This window comes from Streptomyces sp. SD15 (assembly GCF_054462255.1).
Genome location: NZ_JBTLMO010000006.1, coordinates 127388 through 144224 on the forward strand (window position 1 = coordinate 127388; position 16837 = coordinate 144224).

Genomic DNA, 16837 nt, shown 5'->3' on the forward strand with positions numbered 1-16837 from the left:
GGTTTGGATTTGAACTGATCACAGGAAGGTCACTAGGGTCTGGGCTCGAACCTCCACTCGGGTGATCGCTCATTGGGAGTGACGGTGGAGGGACACCGCCCGTCGGCGTATCGGCAGGCGGCTGAAGGAAGAAGGAGCTCGCCTTCGTGGCGTCCCACCGTCGACCCAAGCAGCCGAGCCGCACCCGTGTGACCGTGCTCACCACCGCCGCAGCCGCAGCCGTTGCCCTCAGCGCCAACGCCGCCAACGCCGCGCCCAGCGAGAAGCCGAGCAAGGACGAGGTCAAGGCCAAGGTCGACAAGCTCTACGAGGACGCCGAGAAGGCGACCGAGAAGCTCAACGGCGCCGAGGAGAAGCAGGACAAGCTCGAGAAGCAGATCGACGATCTGCAGGACAACGTGGCCCGCGGCCAGGACGAGCTCAACGCCCTGCGCGACGGCCTCGGTTCGATGGCCAGCGCCCAGTACCGCACCGGCGGCATCGACCCTTCCGTGGCGCTCTTCCTCTCCTCCGACCCGGACGACTACCTCGACAAGGCGTCCGCGATGGACCAGTTGAGCAGTCAGCAGGTCGAGGCGCTGAAGAAGGTCCAGGAGAAGCAGCGTTCGCTCGCCCAGCAGCGCCAGGAAGCCTCCGAGAAGCTCGATGACCTCGCCGACACCCGCACCGAGCTGGCCAAGCAGAAGAAGGCGGTCCAGGGCAAGCTCGCCTCCGCGCAGAAGCTCCTCAACTCCCTGACGGCCGCGGAGAAGGCGGCCCTCGACGCGGAGGAGGACCGCGCCAGTCGCGACAGTCAGCGCAGCGCCCTCAGCGGCTCCACCAAGCCCGCCTCCGGCCGGGCCTCGTCCGCCTACGCCGCCGCGCAGAGCGTGATCGGCTCCCCGTACGTCTACGGCGCCTCCGGCCCCAGCTCCTTCGACTGCTCGGGTCTCACCTCCTGGGCCTACGCCCAGGCCGGCATGGCCATCCCCCGCACCTCGCAGGCGCAGGCCAACGCCGGTACGCGCATCTACAGCCAGAGCGACCTGCAGGTCGGCGACCTGGTCATCTTCTACGGCGACCAGCACCACGTCGGCTTCTACGCGGGCAACGGCCAGGTGCTGCACGCCCCGCGCACCGGCACGGTCGTGCGCTACGAGTCGATCAACAACATGCCGTTCCAGTTCGGCGTCCGCATCTGACGCGCACCTCGTCAGACGCACACCTCAAGACGTACACCTCGTCGGAGGGACCCTTCGCCCTCGTCGGAGGCACCCCTGCTGCGCCGCCCAAACGGGCGAATTGCAGCAACTCCCGCTGACCCCGCGCCCCGCCCATGACCTGCGTCATAGGCGGGGTGTCACTTTGTGTGCCCGCGGAGGCCTTTGGTCGCCACGTAGTCGCACAGCTACTGTCTGCCGCGTTTCCCCCAACTCCGGGGGATCGTCAGCGGAAGGGAGAGCGGCTACTCGTGGGGTCCCATCGCCGCCGTGCACCGTCCGGGTTCGACCGGGGCGTCAGCACCGCGGGAATCGCCGGCGTCGCTGGCACCGTACTGTCCGTCGCGGCCGCCGCCCTCGGGGCCGTACCGGCCGCCCCGGCACCGCAGGACGACACCCGGGCCGAGGTGGACCGCCTGTACACGCAGGCGGAGAAGGCCACCGAGGCGTTCAACAAGGCCGACGAACGCGCCGACTCGCTGCGCGGAGAGGTGAGCAGGGCGCGGGACCGGATCGCCCGGCAGCAGGAGCGCATCAACACCATGCGGCACGCGATGGGTTCGCTCGCCGGGGCCCAGTACCGGTCGGGCGGCCTCGACCCCTCCCTCGCGCTGATCTTCGCCGACGACCCCGGCGACTACCTCGACAAGGCCGCCGCGCTCGACCGGATCACCGCCCACCAGGCCGACGAGCTCAAGGACCTCCAGTTCGCCATGCGTGACCTCGCCCAGGAGCGGGAAGAGGCGACCGCCAAGCTCGCCGAGCTGGAGAAGAGCACCAAGGCCGTCGCCCGGCACAAGCGCACCGTCGAGCAGAAACTGGCCAGGGCGCGGCAGTTGCTCAACGCGCTGCCGGACGCGGAGCGCGCCGCCTATGACCGTGCCTCCCGCTCCGGCCGCCTGGACATCCCCGACCTCGGCAGCGGCGCGCCCGCCTCGGGACGTGCGGCCGCTGCCGTCGCCGCGGCCCGCTCCGCGCTCGGCCGCCCGTACGTGTGGGGCGGGAGCGGGCCGACCGGCTTCGACTGTTCGGGCCTCACGCAGTGGTCGTACGGGCAGGCCGGGGTCGGCCTGCCGCGCACCTCGCAGGGGCAGCGCAGCGCCGGACAGCAGGTGCCGCTCTCCCAGGCGCGGCCCGGCGACCTGGTCACCTACCGGTCCGACGCGAGTCACGTCGCGATGTACATGGGCAACGGCCAGGTGATCCACGCGCCCTATCCGGGCGCACCCGTGCGCTACGACCCGGTGGGCATGATGCCGGTCGCGTCGGTCACCAGAGTCTGAGGGTCGGTCCGAGGGTCCCCCTCCCCGTACGATCGGGAACGTGGCTGGTCGAAGGCGTGCGTGGGGTTCCCTGGTGCTGCTGCTCGCCGTGCTGCTCGCCGTGCTGGTCGGCTGCGGCGGGCAGCCGGAGTCGGACCGTGCTGCCGCCGAGGTGCAGCGGGTGCTGGACCGGCGGGCGGCCGCGGTCCTCGACCGGGACGAGTCGGCGTACCGGGCCACCGGAGAACCGTCGGGCCGGGCCGCGGAGTTCACGCGGCTGCGCGCCGTCCCGCTCGCGGCCTGGTCGTACCGCCTGACGGATCTGCACCGCTCCGGCGACCGGGCCACCGCCGACGCCGAGCTGCGCTACCGCATCGAGGGCTACGACAAGGCGCCCGTCACGGCCGCCCGCACCCTGCGCCTGAGCCGCAGCGGCGGGACCTGGCGCGTCACCTCCGACGAACCCGCCAAGAAGACCGGCGAACAGTTGTGGGAGCAGGGGGCGGTCAAGGTCGTACGGGGCGAGCACAGCCTCGTCCTGGGGGTCGGGCAGTCGGGCGAGCGGCTGCGCGCGTACGCCGGTCTCGCGGACCGTGCCGTGCCCGCCGTGTCCAAGGCGTGGGGCACGGACTGGTCGGGACACGTCGTCGTGCTCGTACCGCAGTCGCTGGAGGGCATGGCGGAGCTGCTCGGCGCCCCCGCGTCCGGGTACCGGGGGATCGCGGCGGTCACCACCGGCGAGGCGGGAGGCTCGGCGAAGGCGCCCGCGGACCGGATCATCGTCAACCCCGACGCGTACGGCATCCTCGGCGACTTCGGCCAACAGGTCGTGCTCACCCACGAGACGACGCATGTCGCCACCCGCACCCACACCAACCCCGCCACCCCTTTGTGGCTGTCCGAGGGCTACGCGGACTGGGTCGGCTATCGCGGCAGCGGGCGTACGGCCGCACAGGTGGCGTCGGAGCTGGAGGGCGCCGTGCGGGACGGGCGGGTGCCGGCCGCGTTGCCGGACGACGAGGACTTCGGGTTCACCGGGGACGCGGGGCGGCTGGCGCAGGCGTACGAGAGCGGCTGGATGGCGTGCCGGATGATCGCCGACCGCTGGGGCGAGGCCCGGCTGAACGACTTCTACCGCGCCGTCGGCGACCACGAGAAGCGGGCCGGGGCCGTCGAGGGCGCGTTGCGGGACGTGCTGCACACGACGCCGGAGGAGTTCACCGAGCAGTGGCGGGCGTATCTGAGGACTCAGCTCGAGAGCTGATCGAGCCGGGCGATCGCCTCGGGCCGCTCGTGTACGCCCTGTCGGGATGTTCCTGGCCCGTGCCCGGCGTCAGGAGGAGGTCAGTGTCTCGTTGGTGCGGGTGGTCTGCGTGGGCAGGGTCGGGGCCGGGTTCGACACCGTGCCCCGCCACAGTTCCAGGGCGCCGAGCAGCGCGGCGATCACCAGTAGGCCATTGCGTGCGAAGAGCAGGGTGATGCCCAGCCAGTCGCTGGCCACGACGTGCGAGAACCAGAGCGGGAACTCCAGCACGGTCGCGAGGCACGCGGCCAGCACCAGGCCGACGGGCAGGGTCATCCGGCTGCCGCGGAAGCACAGGCAGACGGCGCCGATCCCGACCAGCCACACCATGTACTGCGGGCTGATGACCCGGCTGGTGGCCGTGAACATCAGCACCGCCACGAACGCGGCGTCGGCGAGCGTGTGCGACCGTGGCCGCTTGGCGCGCAGCCGCCACAGCAGCAGCCAGCCGAAGGCGGCCGCGGTGAGGGTCAGGGCCGCCGCGCTCACCACTTCCACGGACGGGCCGAGGAATTCCACCGAACCGTAGTTGAGCAGCACCTGCCCGTCCCAGCCGAAGTGCCGGGCCACATGGAAGACGAGGGAGCCCAGGGACTCCACCTCGGTGCCGCGGTCGCGCTGGAAGGTCAGGAAGGAGAAGGCGCCGGGCATCGCCACCGCGAACAGCAGCGCGAGCCCTCCGGCGGCGACCGCCGCCGCGGTCCACGCACGGTGCTTCACGGCCCCCACGAGCAGCAGCACCGGCCACACCTTCAGCAGCGCCCCGAAGCCCGCCAGTGCCCCCATCGCGCGCGGATGGCGGGCCCCCGCGAGGAGAGCGGCGACCGCCACGGCCGTCACCATCACGTCGTAGCGGGCGTAGACGGTCGGTCCGAGCAGGGGGACCCCGATCGCCCACACCCAGGCGCCGCGGGGAGTCCTGCCGGGGCGCAGGCCGGCGTACTGGAGCAGCGAGAACACCAGCAGGTCGGCGAGGAAGGCCAGTACGAAGAAGGCCGACGCGTAGTCGAGGAAGGGCAGCAGCGCGGGGGAGAGGATCGGGAGCGCGGCGGCCGGTGGGTACTGCCAGGTGACGTCGTCGAGGGGGAAGGTGCCGGTGCGCAGGATCTCGTACCAGCCCTGGTAGATCACGGAGACGTCGCTCGTGACGTCCGGGCCGGGGAAGACGTACACCTTGAAGACGAAGAGCAGCAGCATCAGCCTGGTCAGGCCCCAGGTTCCGAGCAGCGCGTACGGGAACCTCTCCCCCCTTGTGCCCGTCATGCCCACGTAGCCCATTTCATCCGGTTCTTGCGCGGTTTATTTCACTTTATTTCGCTGAGACATGATGACGCGCCGGACTGTGCGGGAGCCATGAAGCGCGGCCGTGCGCGGCTGTGGGCGCCGGGTGGGTGCCGGTTCGGCGGTTTCGGTACTGTCGAACACGATGCACAAGACCCTGATCGTGACCAACGACTTCCCGCCCCGGCCCGGCGGCATCCAGGCGTTCCTGCACAACATGGCGCTGCGCCTGGACCCCGAGCAGCTCGTCGTCTACGCCTCCACCTGGAAGCGCGGCCCCGAGGGCGCCGAGGCGACGGCCGCCTTCGACGCCGAACAGCCCTTCGTCGTCGTACGGGACCGTACGACGATGCTGCTGCCGACGCCCGGCGCCACCCGGCGCGCGGTCGGGCTGCTGCGCGAACACGGCTGTACGTCGGTGTGGTTCGGGGCCGCGGCCCCACTCGGCCTGATGGCACCCGCGCTGCGCAGGGCGGGCGCGCGGCGGATCGTGGCCACCACGCACGGGCACGAGGCGGGGTGGGCGCAGCTGCCCGCCGCGCGCGGGCTGCTGCGTCGTATCGGCGAGTCCACGGACACGATCACGTATCTCGGCGAGTACACCCGCTCGCGGATCGCCGCCGCGCTGACCCCGCGGGCAGCCTCGCGCATGGTCCAGTTGCCGCCGGGCGTCGACGAGCAGACCTTCCACCCCGGCTCGGGCGGCGACGTGGTCCGCGCCCGGCTCGGCCTGACGAACCGCCCGGTGGTCGTCTGCGTCTCCCGCCTGGTCCCGCGCAAGGGCCAGGACACCCTCATCCGCGCCATGCCGCGCATCCTCGCCAAGGAGCCCGACGCGGTGCTGCTGATCGTCGGCGGCGGGCCGTACGAGAGGGAGCTGCGCATGCTGGCGTACGACACCGGAGTCGCCGAAGCGGTCCGCTTCACCGGGGCGGTGCCCTGGTCGGAGCTGCCGGCCCACTACGGCGCGGGTGACGTCTTCGCGATGCCCTGCCGGACCCGCCGGGGCGGCCTCGACGTCGAAGGTCTCGGCATCGTCTACCTCGAGGCGTCCGCGACCGGTCTGCCGGTCGTCGCAGGCGACTCGGGCGGCGCGCCGGACGCCGTCCTCGACGGCGAAACGGGCTGGGTGGTCCGGGGCGGCTCCGCCGAGGACACCGCCGACCGCGTCATCACCCTCCTCGGCGACTCCGAGCTACGTCGCAGGATGGGGGAGCGGGGGCGCGAGTGGGTCGAGGAGAAGTGGCGCTGGGACCTACTGGCAGAGCGACTGAAAGAGCTTCTGTAGGTGCGCGTGGGGGGCAGGGACGTAGGCAGCCGCGGGCCGTAGCCGGCTGATCACGCAGTTCCCCGCGCCCCTGAAGGGGCACGCAGCCCCCCATGTCGAGAGGAGCGCGGGCTGTGACACAAGCAGCTCCGCGCGCGGGCGCGACCAGTCACGGACGGCCCGCCCCCTTCGCGCGTACCGCACCCTCCCGCGCGGCGGAGCCGCATATGTCAAGCCCCGCGCCCCTGTTGATTTCGGGGGTGGTGCGGCGGGTGGAGCACTGCGCACCATCGGCGACCTGTCGCGCCGGCGTCAACACGGTCGACCCCACCTGGTTCGAGTCCACGGAGTGGGGCCAATTCGCCCGGGTCTCCCGCAAACACGCCCAGAACACCGGCCTGAAGACCACCTTCGTACCGAATGTCTACGACTTCGCCCACATGCAGCGCGAGGCGGCCGGCACCGCCACCATCCACACCCTGGAGCGGGTCCGGGAGACGGGCGCGCTGCCCGCCCTGGACGCGAGCGTCGGCACCGGCTGGGGGACCAACGGCAAGGTGATGACGGGCCGCGCCAACCACCCCGCCAACCCCGTCTTCGCCGAAATCGCCCCGCTGCCCACCGGATTGGAGCACTGGAGCAGCCTCTATCTGGCGATCACCAAGAACCCGCAGCGCGCGTCCTCCACCTACGACGCGGCGACCGACTCCGCGAAGCTCGGCTGGACCGCGGCGCAGAGCGCGATGTCGGTGAGCATGGCCAAGACCTTCGCCGACGACTTCACGTACCACCCCCTGGGCGGCTGCGTGCTGGGCAAAGCGACGGACAACTACGGCCGGGTGAAGGGGCATTCGCACCTGTACGTCACCGACGGCTCGCTCGTGCCCGGGTCGATCGGCGTGAACCCGTTCGTGACGATCACCGCGCTCGCGGAACGCACCATGGCGCGGGTCCTCGTCGAGGACACCGCGCCATGAAGGCTTTCAGCGGGGTCTAGGGGCTGTCCGGCGGATCATGCCGCAGACGCGGGGTCTGGTGCGCCGATCTGCGGCGTTGTCGTCGGTTGCCGACTCCCTCACTCTCGACTTCGCTCGAGCGGGGGGACCCCCATCGCGTCGACGCTCTCCTCCGCCTTGCAGCTGGACGCACCAAGCCCCGCTCACCTGCGCTGGTTTGGCGCCGTTCCTTTCCTGCGACCTGATCCGCCGGACAGCCCCTAGCCCCGGTAGATCGCCTCGATCTCGTCCGCGTAGTCCTTCGCCACCACATTGCGCTTGAGCTTCAGGGACGGCGTGAGGTGGCCCGTCTCCTCGGTGAACTGGGAGGACAGAATGCGGAACTTCCGCACCGATTCCGCCTTCGACACCGCGGCGTTGCCATCGTCGACAGCGTCCTGGATCGCGCGCAGCAGATCCGGGTCCTCGCGCAGCGACGCCGCGGTGGAGCCCGCCGGCTTGCCGTGCTCCGCGGACCAACGGCCCAGGAACTCCTCGTCCACGGTGACCAGCGCGCCGACGAACGGCCGCCCGTCGCCGACCACCATGCACTCCGCGACCAGCGCGTGCGCGCGGATGCGGTCCTCGATCACGGCCGGGGCGACGTTCTTGCCGCCCGCGGTGACGATGATCTCCTTCTTGCGGCCGGTGATGCGGAGGTAGCCGTCCTCGTCGAGGGTGCCGATGTCACCCGTGTGGAACCAGCCGTCGGCCAGCGCCTCGGCCGTCGCGGCCTCGTTGTTCCAGTACTCCTTGAACAGGTGCTCGCCGTGCAGCAGCACCTCGCCGTCGTCGGCGATGCGGACCACCGAGCCGGGCAGCGGCTGGCCGACCGTGCCGATCTTCTGCCGGTCCCAGGGGTTGAACGCGGTGGCGGCGCAGGACTCGGTCAGGCCGTAGCCCTCCAGGACCGTGAAGCCGATGCCGCGAAAGAAGTGGCCCAGCCGCTCGCCGAGCGGGGCGCCGCCGGAGATGGCGTACTCGCCGCGGCCACCGAGCACCGCGCGCAGCTTGCTGTAGACGAGTTTGTCGAACGTCTTGTATTTGATCTTCAGGCCGAGGGACGGGCCCGAGGGCGTGTCCAGGGCGCGGCTGTACGCGATCGCCGTGTCCGCCGCCTTGTCGAAGATCTTGCCCTTGCCGTCGGCCTGCGCCTTGGCGCGCGCCGAGTTGTAGACCTTCTCGAAGACACGCGGCACACCGAGGATCAGCGTCGGCCGGAAAGCGGCCAGCTCGTCGGTGAGGTTCTTGATGTCCGGTACGGTGCCCAGCTTGATCGGCGCCATCATCGGCGCGACCTGCACCAGACGCCCGAAGACGTGCGCGAGCGGAAGGAAGAGGAGCACCGAACACTCGCCCGTACGGAACAGCGGGCGCAGCCGCTCCACGATGTTGCCGCACTCGGCGAAGAAGCTGCGGTGGGTGAGGACGCACCCCTTCGGGCGGCCGGTCGTGCCGCTCGTGTAGACGATGGTCGCCGGGTCGTCGGCCTTGGCGAGCGAGCTGCGCTCCTCGGCGGCGGCGTCGCTGACGTCCTTGCCGAGCCGCCCCAGCTCCTCCACCCCACCGGCCTCGATCTGCCAGAGGTGCTTGAGGGCGGGCAGCCGGTCGCGCACCGACTCGACGGAGGCCGCGTGCGTGTCCAGCTCGACGATGCAGGCAGTCGCGCCCGAGTCGCCGAGTATCCACTGCACCTGCTCGGCCGAGCTGGTCTCGTACACCGGCACGGTGACCGCGCCGGCGCTCCAGATCGCGAAGTCGAGCAGCGTCCACTCGTAGCGGGTACGGGACATCAGACCGACCCGGTCACCGGGCTGCACGCCCGACGCGATCAGACCCTTGGCCGCGGCCCGCACCTCGGCGAGGAAGACGGTGGCGGTGACGTCCGTCCAAGCGCCGCCCACCTTGCGAGCGATGACGGCAACGTCGGGATGCTGCGCGGCGTTTCTACGGACGATGTCGGTCAGATTTCCGTCCGCAGGGACCTCGTACAAAGCCGGAAGGCTGAACTCGCGCAAGACTGCTGCTCCTCATAGGGCGCCGGCGCCACGACGGTGTGTGATGCGACGGTGCGGTCCAAGGCTTGGGCAGTACTCAGAAAGACCATTGTTGAAATCCTGAGTACGACTGGACTGCCCGGACGTTACCCACCGGTACGCCTCTTTCGATAGGGGGTGCCAGTGAGATGTTCCCTGCGTCACACAGGTTGGCGTTCCTTCGCGCACAGTAGTCCACGCTCTTCTTGACTTGCCAGTAACCGCAGGTCCGACCGCCTCTATTCACGTTTGCCGCACACGCCTACGCTTGATCGACATGGCACCTACACGAGGCGGAAACCCTGGCACGCGCGTTCATGTGGTCAGTGACGTGCATGGCAACGCGCGTGACCTGGCCCGGGCCGGGGACGGCGCGGACGCCCTGATCTGCCTCGGTGACCTCGTGCTCTTCCTCGACTACGCCGACCACTCGCGCGGCATCTTTCCCGACCTGTTCGGCGTGGCGAACGCGGACCGCATCGTCGAGCTGCGCACCGCCCGCCGCTTCGCGGAGGCGAGGGAGTTCGGGGCGCGGCTGTGGGCCGGGGTCGGCATGGACCATGCCGTGGCCATCGAGCAGGCGGTACGCAAGCAGTACGCCGAGCTGTTCGCCGTGTTCCCGACGCCGACGTACGCGACGTACGGCAATGTCGACATACCGCCTCTGTGGCCGGAGTACGCCGGACCCGGTACCACGGTCCTCGACGGCGAGCGGGTCGAGATCGGCGGCCGGGTCTTCGGCTTCGTCGGGGGAGGCCTGCGGACCCCCATGCGCACGCCCTACGAGATCGACGACGAGGAGTACGCGGCGAAGATCGAGGCGGTCGGCGAGGTCGACGTGCTCTGCACGCACATCCCGCCGGAGGTGCCCGAGCTGGTGTACGACACGGTGGCGCGCCGCTTCGAGCGCGGGTCCCGCGCCCTGCTGGACGCGATCCGCCGTACCCGCCCCCGCTACTCCCTCTTCGGGCACGTTCACCAGCCGCTCGCCCGGCGGATGCGGATCGGCGCGACCGAGTGCGTCAACGTCGGACACTTCGCGGGCAGCGGCACGCCGTGGGTCCTGGAATGGTGAACCCCAGGTGGGGTGGCAAGGGTGGGACGGGCGCGCGGTAGCCTTCACGCTGCACACACGTGCGCACCACCCTCCCTCACCGGACCGCATCTGGAGGAGCCACCGCGATGGCGGAACACACCAGCTCGAGCATCACGATCGAGGCGGCACCGGCTGACGTCATGGCGGTCATCGCCGACTTCGCCCGCTACCCGGACTGGACCGGAGAGGTGAAGGAGGCGGAGGTCCTCGTCACGGACGAGCGGGGCCGCGCCGAGCAGGTGCGCCTCGTCATGGACGCCGGCGCCATCAAGGACGACCAGACCCTGGGCTACACCTGGACCGGCGACCACGAGGTCTCCTGGACCCTGGTCAAGTCCCAGATGCTGCGCTCCCTCGACGGCTCGTACCTCCTGAAGTCGGCGGGCAACGGCGCCACCGAGGTCACCTACCAGCTGACCGTCGACGTCAAGATCCCCATGCTGGGCATGATCAAGCGCAAGGCGGAGAAGGTCATCATCGACCGGGCGCTGGCGGGCTTGAAGAAGCGGGTGGAGGAAACCCACTAGGGCAGCTTCCGGCCCGTCCGGCCTTTGCGGATGCGGCCCTTCGGGCCGACAGGGGAGTCTGGGGGCGCAGCCCCCAGGGACGGGAAGGGCAAGGGCGGCGGGGGCGTTCAACGCAGGTAGCGTTCACCCCCATGCGCACCATCCTGATCACCGGCCCCGGCGGCACCGGCCGTACCACGGTCGCAGCCGCCACCGCGCTGAAGGCCGCCCGCCAGGGGACCCGCACCCTGGTGCTCACCGCCGACCGCACCGACACCCTCGGTGCCGTCCTCGGCGTACGCACCGGCGCGGAGCCCATCGAAGCCGCACCGAACCTCACCACCTGGCGCCCCGACGCCGCGGCCCGCTTCCGCGACGACCTCACCGCCTTCCAGGAACGCGCGACCACCGCCCTCGATCTGCTCGGCGCCTCCCGCCTTGACGCCGAGGAACTCACCCCCCTCCCCGGCGCCGAGGAGCTCGCCCTGCTGCGCGCCCTGCGCGACGCGGCCACCTCCGACACGTACGACCTGCTGGTCGTGGACCTCCCCCCGACTCCGCAGGCGCTCGCCCTCCTCGCCCTGCCCGAGGAACTCCGCCGCTATCTGCGCCGCCTGCTCCCGCCGGAGCGCCAGGCGGCCCGCGCCCTGCGTCCCGTCCTCGGCCGCCTCGCGGGCCTCCCGATGCCCGCCGAGTGGCTGTACGAGACGGCCGCCCGCTGGGACCTCGAGCTGGCCGCCGTGGCGGCGGTCGTCGAGGACCGTGCCACGACCGTACGGCTGGTCGCCGAACCCGGCCCGGCCGGCACCGACGCCGTGCGCACCGCCACCACCGCCCTCGCCCTGCGTGGCCTGCGCGCCGACGCCCTGGTCGCGAGCCGCGTCCTGCCCGACGTCACGAGCGACACCTGGCTCGCCGCCCTCGCCGCCCAGCAGCGCAAGACCCTGGACGAGTGGCAGGAGACGTACGCCGTCCACGAGGTCCCGCACCTCGGCCGCGACCCGCGCGGCACCGACGACCTCGTCGCGCTTCCCGTGCCCGCCGTCAACCCGATGCCCACCCCGGTCGAGTGGCCTGTCGTCGACCACCTCGCCGACGAAGGGGTGCTCGTCTGGCACATCCCGCTGCCCGGCGCGATACGCGAGGAGCTGGACCTGATCCGGCGCGGCGACGAACTGGTCCTCACCGTGGGGCAGTTCCGCCGGATCGTGCCGCTGCCGTCCGCCCTGCGCCGCTGCACCGTGGCCGGCGCGGCGCTGCGCGAGGGCGAGCTGCGGGTCCGTTTCACGCCGGACCCGGGTCTGTGGCCGCGCGCGAAGTGACCTGGCCCCGTGTACTCGGCCCCATTTGTGGCCGAGTACACGGTGAACCGCATACCCCCGTTCGGGTAACGTCGGAGGGAAGAACCGTAGGCAGGAGTCCGCCATGAGCGAAGAGCGCCCGACGTCCGACGCCGCTCCGCAGGAGGCGGTCGACGAAGCGCGTGCGACCGACGCCGATGCCTGGGCCAAGGCGTGTGCCGAAGACCTTGCGGCGGAGCAGGCCCGCCGCCGCGCCCAGTACGGACCGCCGCCGGGCTCGGCCACCGAGGAGCTGCGCAAGCTCGTCGACGCCCTCGCCGACAAGCTGTCCGGGCTCCAGTCGCCGCTGTTCGGCGCGGTCGCCTCGGGCACGGCCCAGCAGATGGTCAGCCAGGTCGTGCGGCAGGCCAAGGCGGCCGTCGAGCCGGTCATAGAGCGCAACCCGGATGTTTTCGACCACCTCGCAGCCGCGGGCTCCGAGCTGCTCGCCGCCTACCGCTCGGCCGTCGAGGCACAGGAGCGGCGCTGGACGACCCGGGACCCGGGCCCTCGCGACGAGGGCACCGGTCCGGGGGAGCGGATTGACTTGGACTAAAGGCCCCTCGGGTACGGTTGGCCGTAGCGGGGCTCGACCGAAACTGAGGGATTCATGGGACTCACCATCGGCGTCGATATCGGCGGCACGAAGATCGCGGCCGGTGTGGTCGACGAGGAAGGCAACATCCTCTCGACCCACAAGGTGCCGACCCCGACCACTCCGCAGGCCATCATCGACGCCATCGCCGCCGCCGTGGAGGGCGCGCGCGCGGGTCACGACATCGTCGGCGTGGGCATCGGCGCCGCGGGATACGTGAACCGCCAGCGCTCGACGGTCTACTTCGCGCCGAACATCGACTGGCGCCAGGAGCCGCTCAAGGCCGAGGTCGAGGGGCGCGTGGGACTGCCGGTCGTCGTCGAGAACGACGCGAACGCGGCGGCGTGGGGCGAGTACAAGTTCGGCGCGGGCAAGGGCCACCGGAACGTCATCTGCATCACCCTCGGTACGGGCCTCGGCGGCGGCATCATCATCGGCAACAAGCTGCGCCGCGGGCACTTCGGCGTGGCCGCCGAGTTCGGCCACATCCGGATGGTGCCGGACGGCCTGCTGTGCGGCTGCGGCTCGCAGGGCTGCTGGGAGCAGTACGCCTCCGGGCGCGCCCTCGTCCGCTACGCCAAGCAGCGGGCCAACGCGACCCCCGAGCACGCCGACATACTGCTCGCGCTGGGCGACGGCACGCCCGACGGCATCGAGGGCAAGCACATCTCTGTGGCCGCACGGCAGGGCGACCCGGTGGCGGTGGACTCCTACCGCGAGCTGGCCCGCTGGGCCGGCGCGGGCCTCGCCGACCTGGCCTCGCTCTTCGACCCGTCCGCCTTCATCGTCGGCGGCGGCCTCTCGGACGAGGGCGAGCTGGTCCTCGACCCCATCCGTAAGTCGTACAAACGCTGGCTCGTCGGTGGCAACTGGCGGCCCGTGGCCGATGTCATCGCCGCCCAGCTCGGCAACAAGGCGGGCCTGGTCGGCGCGGCGGACCTGGCCCGGGAGCCCGACCCGATCATGTGACCCCCACGTCCTGCCACACACCAACGCCCGCCGCGCCTCTTTCCGGGGCCCGGCGGGCGCTGCCGTGCGGTGCCCCTGCGGGGGCTGGCGGGGGTCGGTGTGCGGTGCCTGTCCCTGCGGGGTCTGGCGGGAGTGGGTGTGCGGTGCCTGTCCGTGCCGGGTCTGGCGGGGGTCGGTGTGCGGTGCCTGTCCGTGCCGGGTCTGGCGGGGGTCGGTGTGCGGTGCCTGTGCCTGCCGGGGCTGGCGGGAGTCGGCGTACGGTGCCTGTCCCTGCCGGGGATCGGCGGGTCTCCGTGCGGTGTCCCTTACGGGGATTCGGTGGGTGTTTCGTACAGCGCTCCGACGGCCGGTGATCGGCGGGCGTTGCGTACAGCGCCCCGACAGGGGCGCGGGGCTGTGACATATGCGGCTCCGCCGCGTGGGCGCGACCAGCCACAACGAACCCGCACCCACCGAACCATCCGCGGAATTCCGGCGCCCACAACGAACCGCTCCCGTATCTTGATCGCCATGCCGACCAGCCCCTCCGCCAGTCCGCTGCCCAGCCCCCGCACCGAACCCGACGGCTCCGCCGTCATCCGGGTTCTCAGCTACAACATCCGCTCGATGCGCGACGACACCGACGCACTCGCCCGGGTGATCGGCGCCTGCGCCCCCGACCTGGTCCTCGTCCAGGAGGCCCCGCGGTTCTTCCGCTGGCGCAAGAAGCTGGCCCGGCTGGCCGCCGCGTCCGGGCAGGTGATCCTGTCGGGCGGCGCGACATCCTCCGGCCCGGCCCTGCTCTGCTCCCTGCGGGCCACCGTCGAACACACCGAGGATGTCCTCCTGCCCCTCACCCCCGGCCTGCACCGCCGCGGCTTCTCCACCGCCGTCGTGCGCTTCGGAGGCGCCCGCCTCGGCGTCCTGAGCTGCCACCTCTCGCTCCAGAACGACGAGCGTGACGAGCAGGGCGGGCTGCTCCTCGACCGCCTCGCCGCCCTCGGCACCCCGCACGCCGTCGTCGGCGGCGACCTCAACGAACGCCCCGGCGGCCGGACCTTCAAGCGCCTCGCCGCCGAGCTCCAGGACTGCTGGGCCACCGCTCCCTGGGGCGGGGAGCACACCTCGACGCCCGCCGCCCCCCACCAGCGCATCGACGCGATCTTCGCCACGCGGGGCATCGAAGTCCTGGGCTGCGGGGTGCCTCCCCCACTCTCGGCTCCGCTCGAGCGGGGGGACTCCCATGGCCAGGCCGGTGTGACGGAGGCAGACTTGAGGGCTGCGTCGGATCACTTGCCCGTGCTGGCGGCATTGCGCGTACCTGTGGCCTGAGCCCGGTCCGCCGGCCCGCCCAGAGGCGCTGCCGCGTCCGCCCTGACGCCGAGGGCCCGCCCGGAGTGCTTCCGGGCGGGCCCTCGTACGACGTGGGAAGGGGGCCGTCAGACCACCGCGCCCCGCCCCGGATCGTCCCCGTCCTCGTCGTCGGGCCTCATACGTGCCACCAGTGTGACGAAGCCGCCCAGGAACCCGCCGATGCCGACGGTGGCGAGCCACCAGGTCATGTCCCAGCCGAGGAGAACGGCCAGCAGGAGCAGGACCGGTCCGCCGATGACCGCGAGCCAGGCGAACTTGGCTGTGGTGTCGGCCGCGGGCAGCGGGGGCGGCTCGGGCGGGACGAAGTGGCCCTCGTCGCCCTCGTCGAGGTCGTCCTCGGAGGGCTCGGGTGCCTGATAGTCGCGCGGGCCGCCGACGCCGGGAGCGAAGGCGACGGAGCTGCCCAGGGGCTTCGCCGCAGCGGGCTGGTCCCCGGCCTTGTCACCCGGCTCGGGCTTGTCCGCGCCGTCGGGGGCGTCGTTCGGCGTCGGGTCGAGGAGCGCCAGGTCCTCGACCGACTTGAACGGCTTCGCGCCGGGCGGGTCCGGCGGCTCCTCGCCGTACCCCGCGACGATCGACTGCCAGACGGCGTCCTCGTCGAACGGCACACTCTGCTCTTCACCGAGAGGCTCGCCGACGGGTACGCCCTTCTCGTCGGGCTCGCCGCGCTCCGCGTCGTGCTCAGCCACCAGTGGCCGTCCCTTCCTGCTGACCCGCCTGACCGACCTGACCCGCGCCGGACTCCTTGCCGACACTGGGTGCGAGCCGGCCGAGGAACGCGTAGCTCTCCGCGAAGATCCGGTCCGCGTCATGGTCCAACGTCGCTACGTGGTAGCTCTGTTCCAGCAGGATCTCCGTCACGTCCGTGGACGACACCCGGCCGAGGACGCGGGCCGAGTCCGCAGGCGGCACCACATGGTCCTGGGGGCTGCGCAGCAACAGCATCGGCTGGGTGACCTGGGGCAGCTCGCCGTCGACCATCCGGAAGAAGTTCCGCAGGGAGTGTGCGGAGTGCAGGGGCACCCGGTCGTAGCCCAGCTCCGTGGCGCCCTCCTTGGCTATGTCGCTCGCGATGCCGGGCGCCGTGCGCACGACATGGCGGAGCACCGGGAGGGCGTGCGCCGACGCCCCGTGCACCTTGATCGACGGGTTGACGACGACGATCCCGCTCACCGCGTCCCCGTGCTTCGCGGCGAGCCGCAGGGTCAGCGCGCCGCCCATGGAGAGGCCGAAGACGAACACCTGCGCGCAGCGGTCCCGCAGGGCGCGCAACTCGCGGTCCACCTCCGCGTACCAGTCCTGCCAGCCGGTGAGCTGCATGTCCTCCCAGCGCGTGCCGTGCCCGGGCAGCAGGGGCAGCGCGACGGTCAGACCGCGCTCGGCGAGATACTCGGCCCAGGGGCGCAGCGACTGCGGGGAACCGGTGAAACCGTGGCAGAGGAGGACGCCGACCTCTCCGCCCTCGTGGCGGAACGGCTCGGCTCCAGGCAGGACCGGCACCTTCGGTCTCCTGTTCATCAGGTGGGCGGACAAGGAACGGACAAGCGGGCGGACAAGCGGGCCTACGAGCGGGGCAAGGCGGCACAAGCAAGGCGGTGGAAAGCCGTGGGAAGCCGCCCCGAAGGTTCGAGGCGT

At 71.6% G+C, this 16837-nt stretch carries 14 protein-coding genes and 1 pseudogene; 11 read left to right on the top strand and 4 right to left on the bottom strand.

The annotated features are described in order from the left end of the window. Positions 1 to 146: 146 nt before the first annotated feature. The 3 genes from ACX28W_RS08345 (at position 147) to ACX28W_RS08355 (ending at position 3725) form a co-directional block, all read left to right on the top strand. Positions 147 to 1181 (top strand): C40 family peptidase, encoded by a 1035-nt coding sequence (locus ACX28W_RS08345; RefSeq protein WP_458998104.1) that lies wholly within the window; start codon positions 147 to 149, stop codon positions 1179 to 1181. A gap of 269 nt (positions 1182 to 1450) precedes the next feature. Then, positions 1451 to 2482, top strand: a complete 1032-nt coding sequence (locus ACX28W_RS08350) for a C40 family peptidase (protein WP_458998105.1) — start codon at positions 1451 to 1453, stop codon at positions 2480 to 2482. Positions 2483 to 2522: 40 nt separating this feature from the next. Continuing rightward, positions 2523 to 3725, top strand: a complete 1203-nt coding sequence (locus ACX28W_RS08355) for a hypothetical protein (protein ID WP_458998106.1) — start codon at positions 2523 to 2525, stop codon at positions 3723 to 3725. A 69-nt stretch (positions 3726 to 3794) separates the two neighbouring features. Here ACX28W_RS08355 and ACX28W_RS08360 read toward each other — a convergent pair whose 3' ends face one another. Further along, positions 3795 to 5027: a glycosyltransferase 87 family protein gene (locus tag ACX28W_RS08360; RefSeq protein ID WP_458998107.1), complete on the bottom strand. Its 1233-nt coding sequence runs from the start codon at positions 5025 to 5027 to the stop codon at positions 3795 to 3797. 163 nt (positions 5028 to 5190) lie between these two features. Between ACX28W_RS08360 and ACX28W_RS08365 the strand changes: the two genes are divergently transcribed. Together ACX28W_RS08365 and ACX28W_RS08370 are read left to right on the top strand one after the other, a co-directional pair. After that, positions 5191 to 6333 carry a glycosyltransferase family 4 protein gene (locus tag ACX28W_RS08365; RefSeq protein ID WP_458998108.1) on the top strand — a complete coding sequence of 381 codons (1143 nt, stop codon included), beginning with the start codon at positions 5191 to 5193 and terminating at the stop codon, positions 6331 to 6333. A 266-nt stretch (positions 6334 to 6599) separates the two neighbouring features. Then, positions 6600 to 7289 (top strand): annotated as a pseudogene (locus ACX28W_RS08370) (GMC oxidoreductase); the annotation flags it as partial. Positions 7290 to 7528: 239 nt separating this feature from the next. Here the strand turns inward: ACX28W_RS08370 and ACX28W_RS08375 are convergent. Continuing rightward, the gene (locus tag ACX28W_RS08375) at positions 7529 to 9325 is read right to left on the bottom strand and encodes an AMP-dependent synthetase/ligase (protein ID WP_458998109.1); all 1797 of its coding nucleotides are present in this window, start codon (positions 9323 to 9325) and stop codon (positions 7529 to 7531) included. Between the two features lie 295 nt (positions 9326 to 9620). Between ACX28W_RS08375 and ACX28W_RS08380 the strand changes: the two genes are divergently transcribed. From ACX28W_RS08380 to ACX28W_RS08405, 6 genes are all read left to right on the top strand, one after another. After that, on the top strand, positions 9621 to 10418 hold the full coding sequence (locus tag ACX28W_RS08380; RefSeq protein WP_458998110.1) for a metallophosphoesterase family protein: 798 nt from the start codon (positions 9621 to 9623) through the stop codon (positions 10416 to 10418). A 107-nt stretch (positions 10419 to 10525) separates the two neighbouring features. Further along, positions 10526 to 10966, top strand: a complete 441-nt coding sequence (locus ACX28W_RS08385; RefSeq protein ID WP_458998111.1) for an SRPBCC family protein — start codon at positions 10526 to 10528, stop codon at positions 10964 to 10966. 131 nt (positions 10967 to 11097) lie between these two features. After that, complete coding sequence (locus ACX28W_RS08390; protein ID WP_458998112.1) at positions 11098 to 12267, top strand: ArsA family ATPase; 1170 nt, start codon at positions 11098 to 11100, stop codon at positions 12265 to 12267. Positions 12268 to 12370: 103 nt separating this feature from the next. Further along, on the top strand, positions 12371 to 12841 hold the full coding sequence (locus ACX28W_RS08395) for a DUF5304 domain-containing protein (protein WP_458998113.1): 471 nt from the start codon (positions 12371 to 12373) through the stop codon (positions 12839 to 12841). A 54-nt stretch (positions 12842 to 12895) separates the two neighbouring features. Then, the gene (locus ACX28W_RS08400; RefSeq protein ID WP_458998114.1) at positions 12896 to 13849 is read left to right on the top strand and encodes an ROK family glucokinase; all 954 of its coding nucleotides are present in this window, start codon (positions 12896 to 12898) and stop codon (positions 13847 to 13849) included. Between the two features lie 510 nt (positions 13850 to 14359). After that, on the top strand, positions 14360 to 15160 hold the full coding sequence (locus ACX28W_RS08405; protein WP_458998115.1) for an endonuclease/exonuclease/phosphatase family protein: 801 nt from the start codon (positions 14360 to 14362) through the stop codon (positions 15158 to 15160). A 107-nt stretch (positions 15161 to 15267) separates the two neighbouring features. On the opposite strand, the gene ACX28W_RS08410 is transcribed toward ACX28W_RS08405, so the two are convergent. Next, a complete protein-coding gene (locus ACX28W_RS08410) occupies positions 15268 to 15891 on the bottom strand; it encodes a hypothetical protein (RefSeq protein WP_458998116.1) in 624 nt (207 codons plus the stop codon). Next, complete coding sequence (locus ACX28W_RS08415; RefSeq protein WP_458998117.1) at positions 15884 to 16702, bottom strand: alpha/beta hydrolase; 819 nt, start codon at positions 16700 to 16702, stop codon at positions 15884 to 15886. The genes ACX28W_RS08410 and ACX28W_RS08415 overlap by 8 nt, the downstream gene beginning before the upstream one ends. Positions 16703 to 16837 lie beyond the last annotated feature (135 nt).

Coding starts and splice junctions, on each gene's coding strand:
- ACX28W_RS08400 (WP_458998114.1), top strand. CDS start 12,896: ATGGGACTCACCATCGGCGTCGATATCGGCGGCACGAAGATCGCGGCC.
- ACX28W_RS08390 (WP_458998112.1), top strand. CDS start 11,098: ATGCGCACCATCCTGATCACCGGCCCCGGCGGCACCGGCCGTACCACG.
- ACX28W_RS08380 (WP_458998110.1), top strand. CDS start 9,621: ATGGCACCTACACGAGGCGGAAACCCTGGCACGCGCGTTCATGTGGTC.
- ACX28W_RS08365 (WP_458998108.1), top strand. CDS start 5,191: ATGCACAAGACCCTGATCGTGACCAACGACTTCCCGCCCCGGCCCGGC.
- ACX28W_RS08385 (WP_458998111.1), top strand. CDS start 10,526: ATGGCGGAACACACCAGCTCGAGCATCACGATCGAGGCGGCACCGGCT.
- ACX28W_RS08405 (WP_458998115.1), top strand. CDS start 14,360: ATGCCGACCAGCCCCTCCGCCAGTCCGCTGCCCAGCCCCCGCACCGAA.
- ACX28W_RS08395 (WP_458998113.1), top strand. CDS start 12,371: ATGAGCGAAGAGCGCCCGACGTCCGACGCCGCTCCGCAGGAGGCGGTC.
- ACX28W_RS08360 (WP_458998107.1), bottom strand. CDS start 5,027: ATGACGGGCACAAGGGGGGAGAGGTTCCCGTACGCGCTGCTCGGAACC.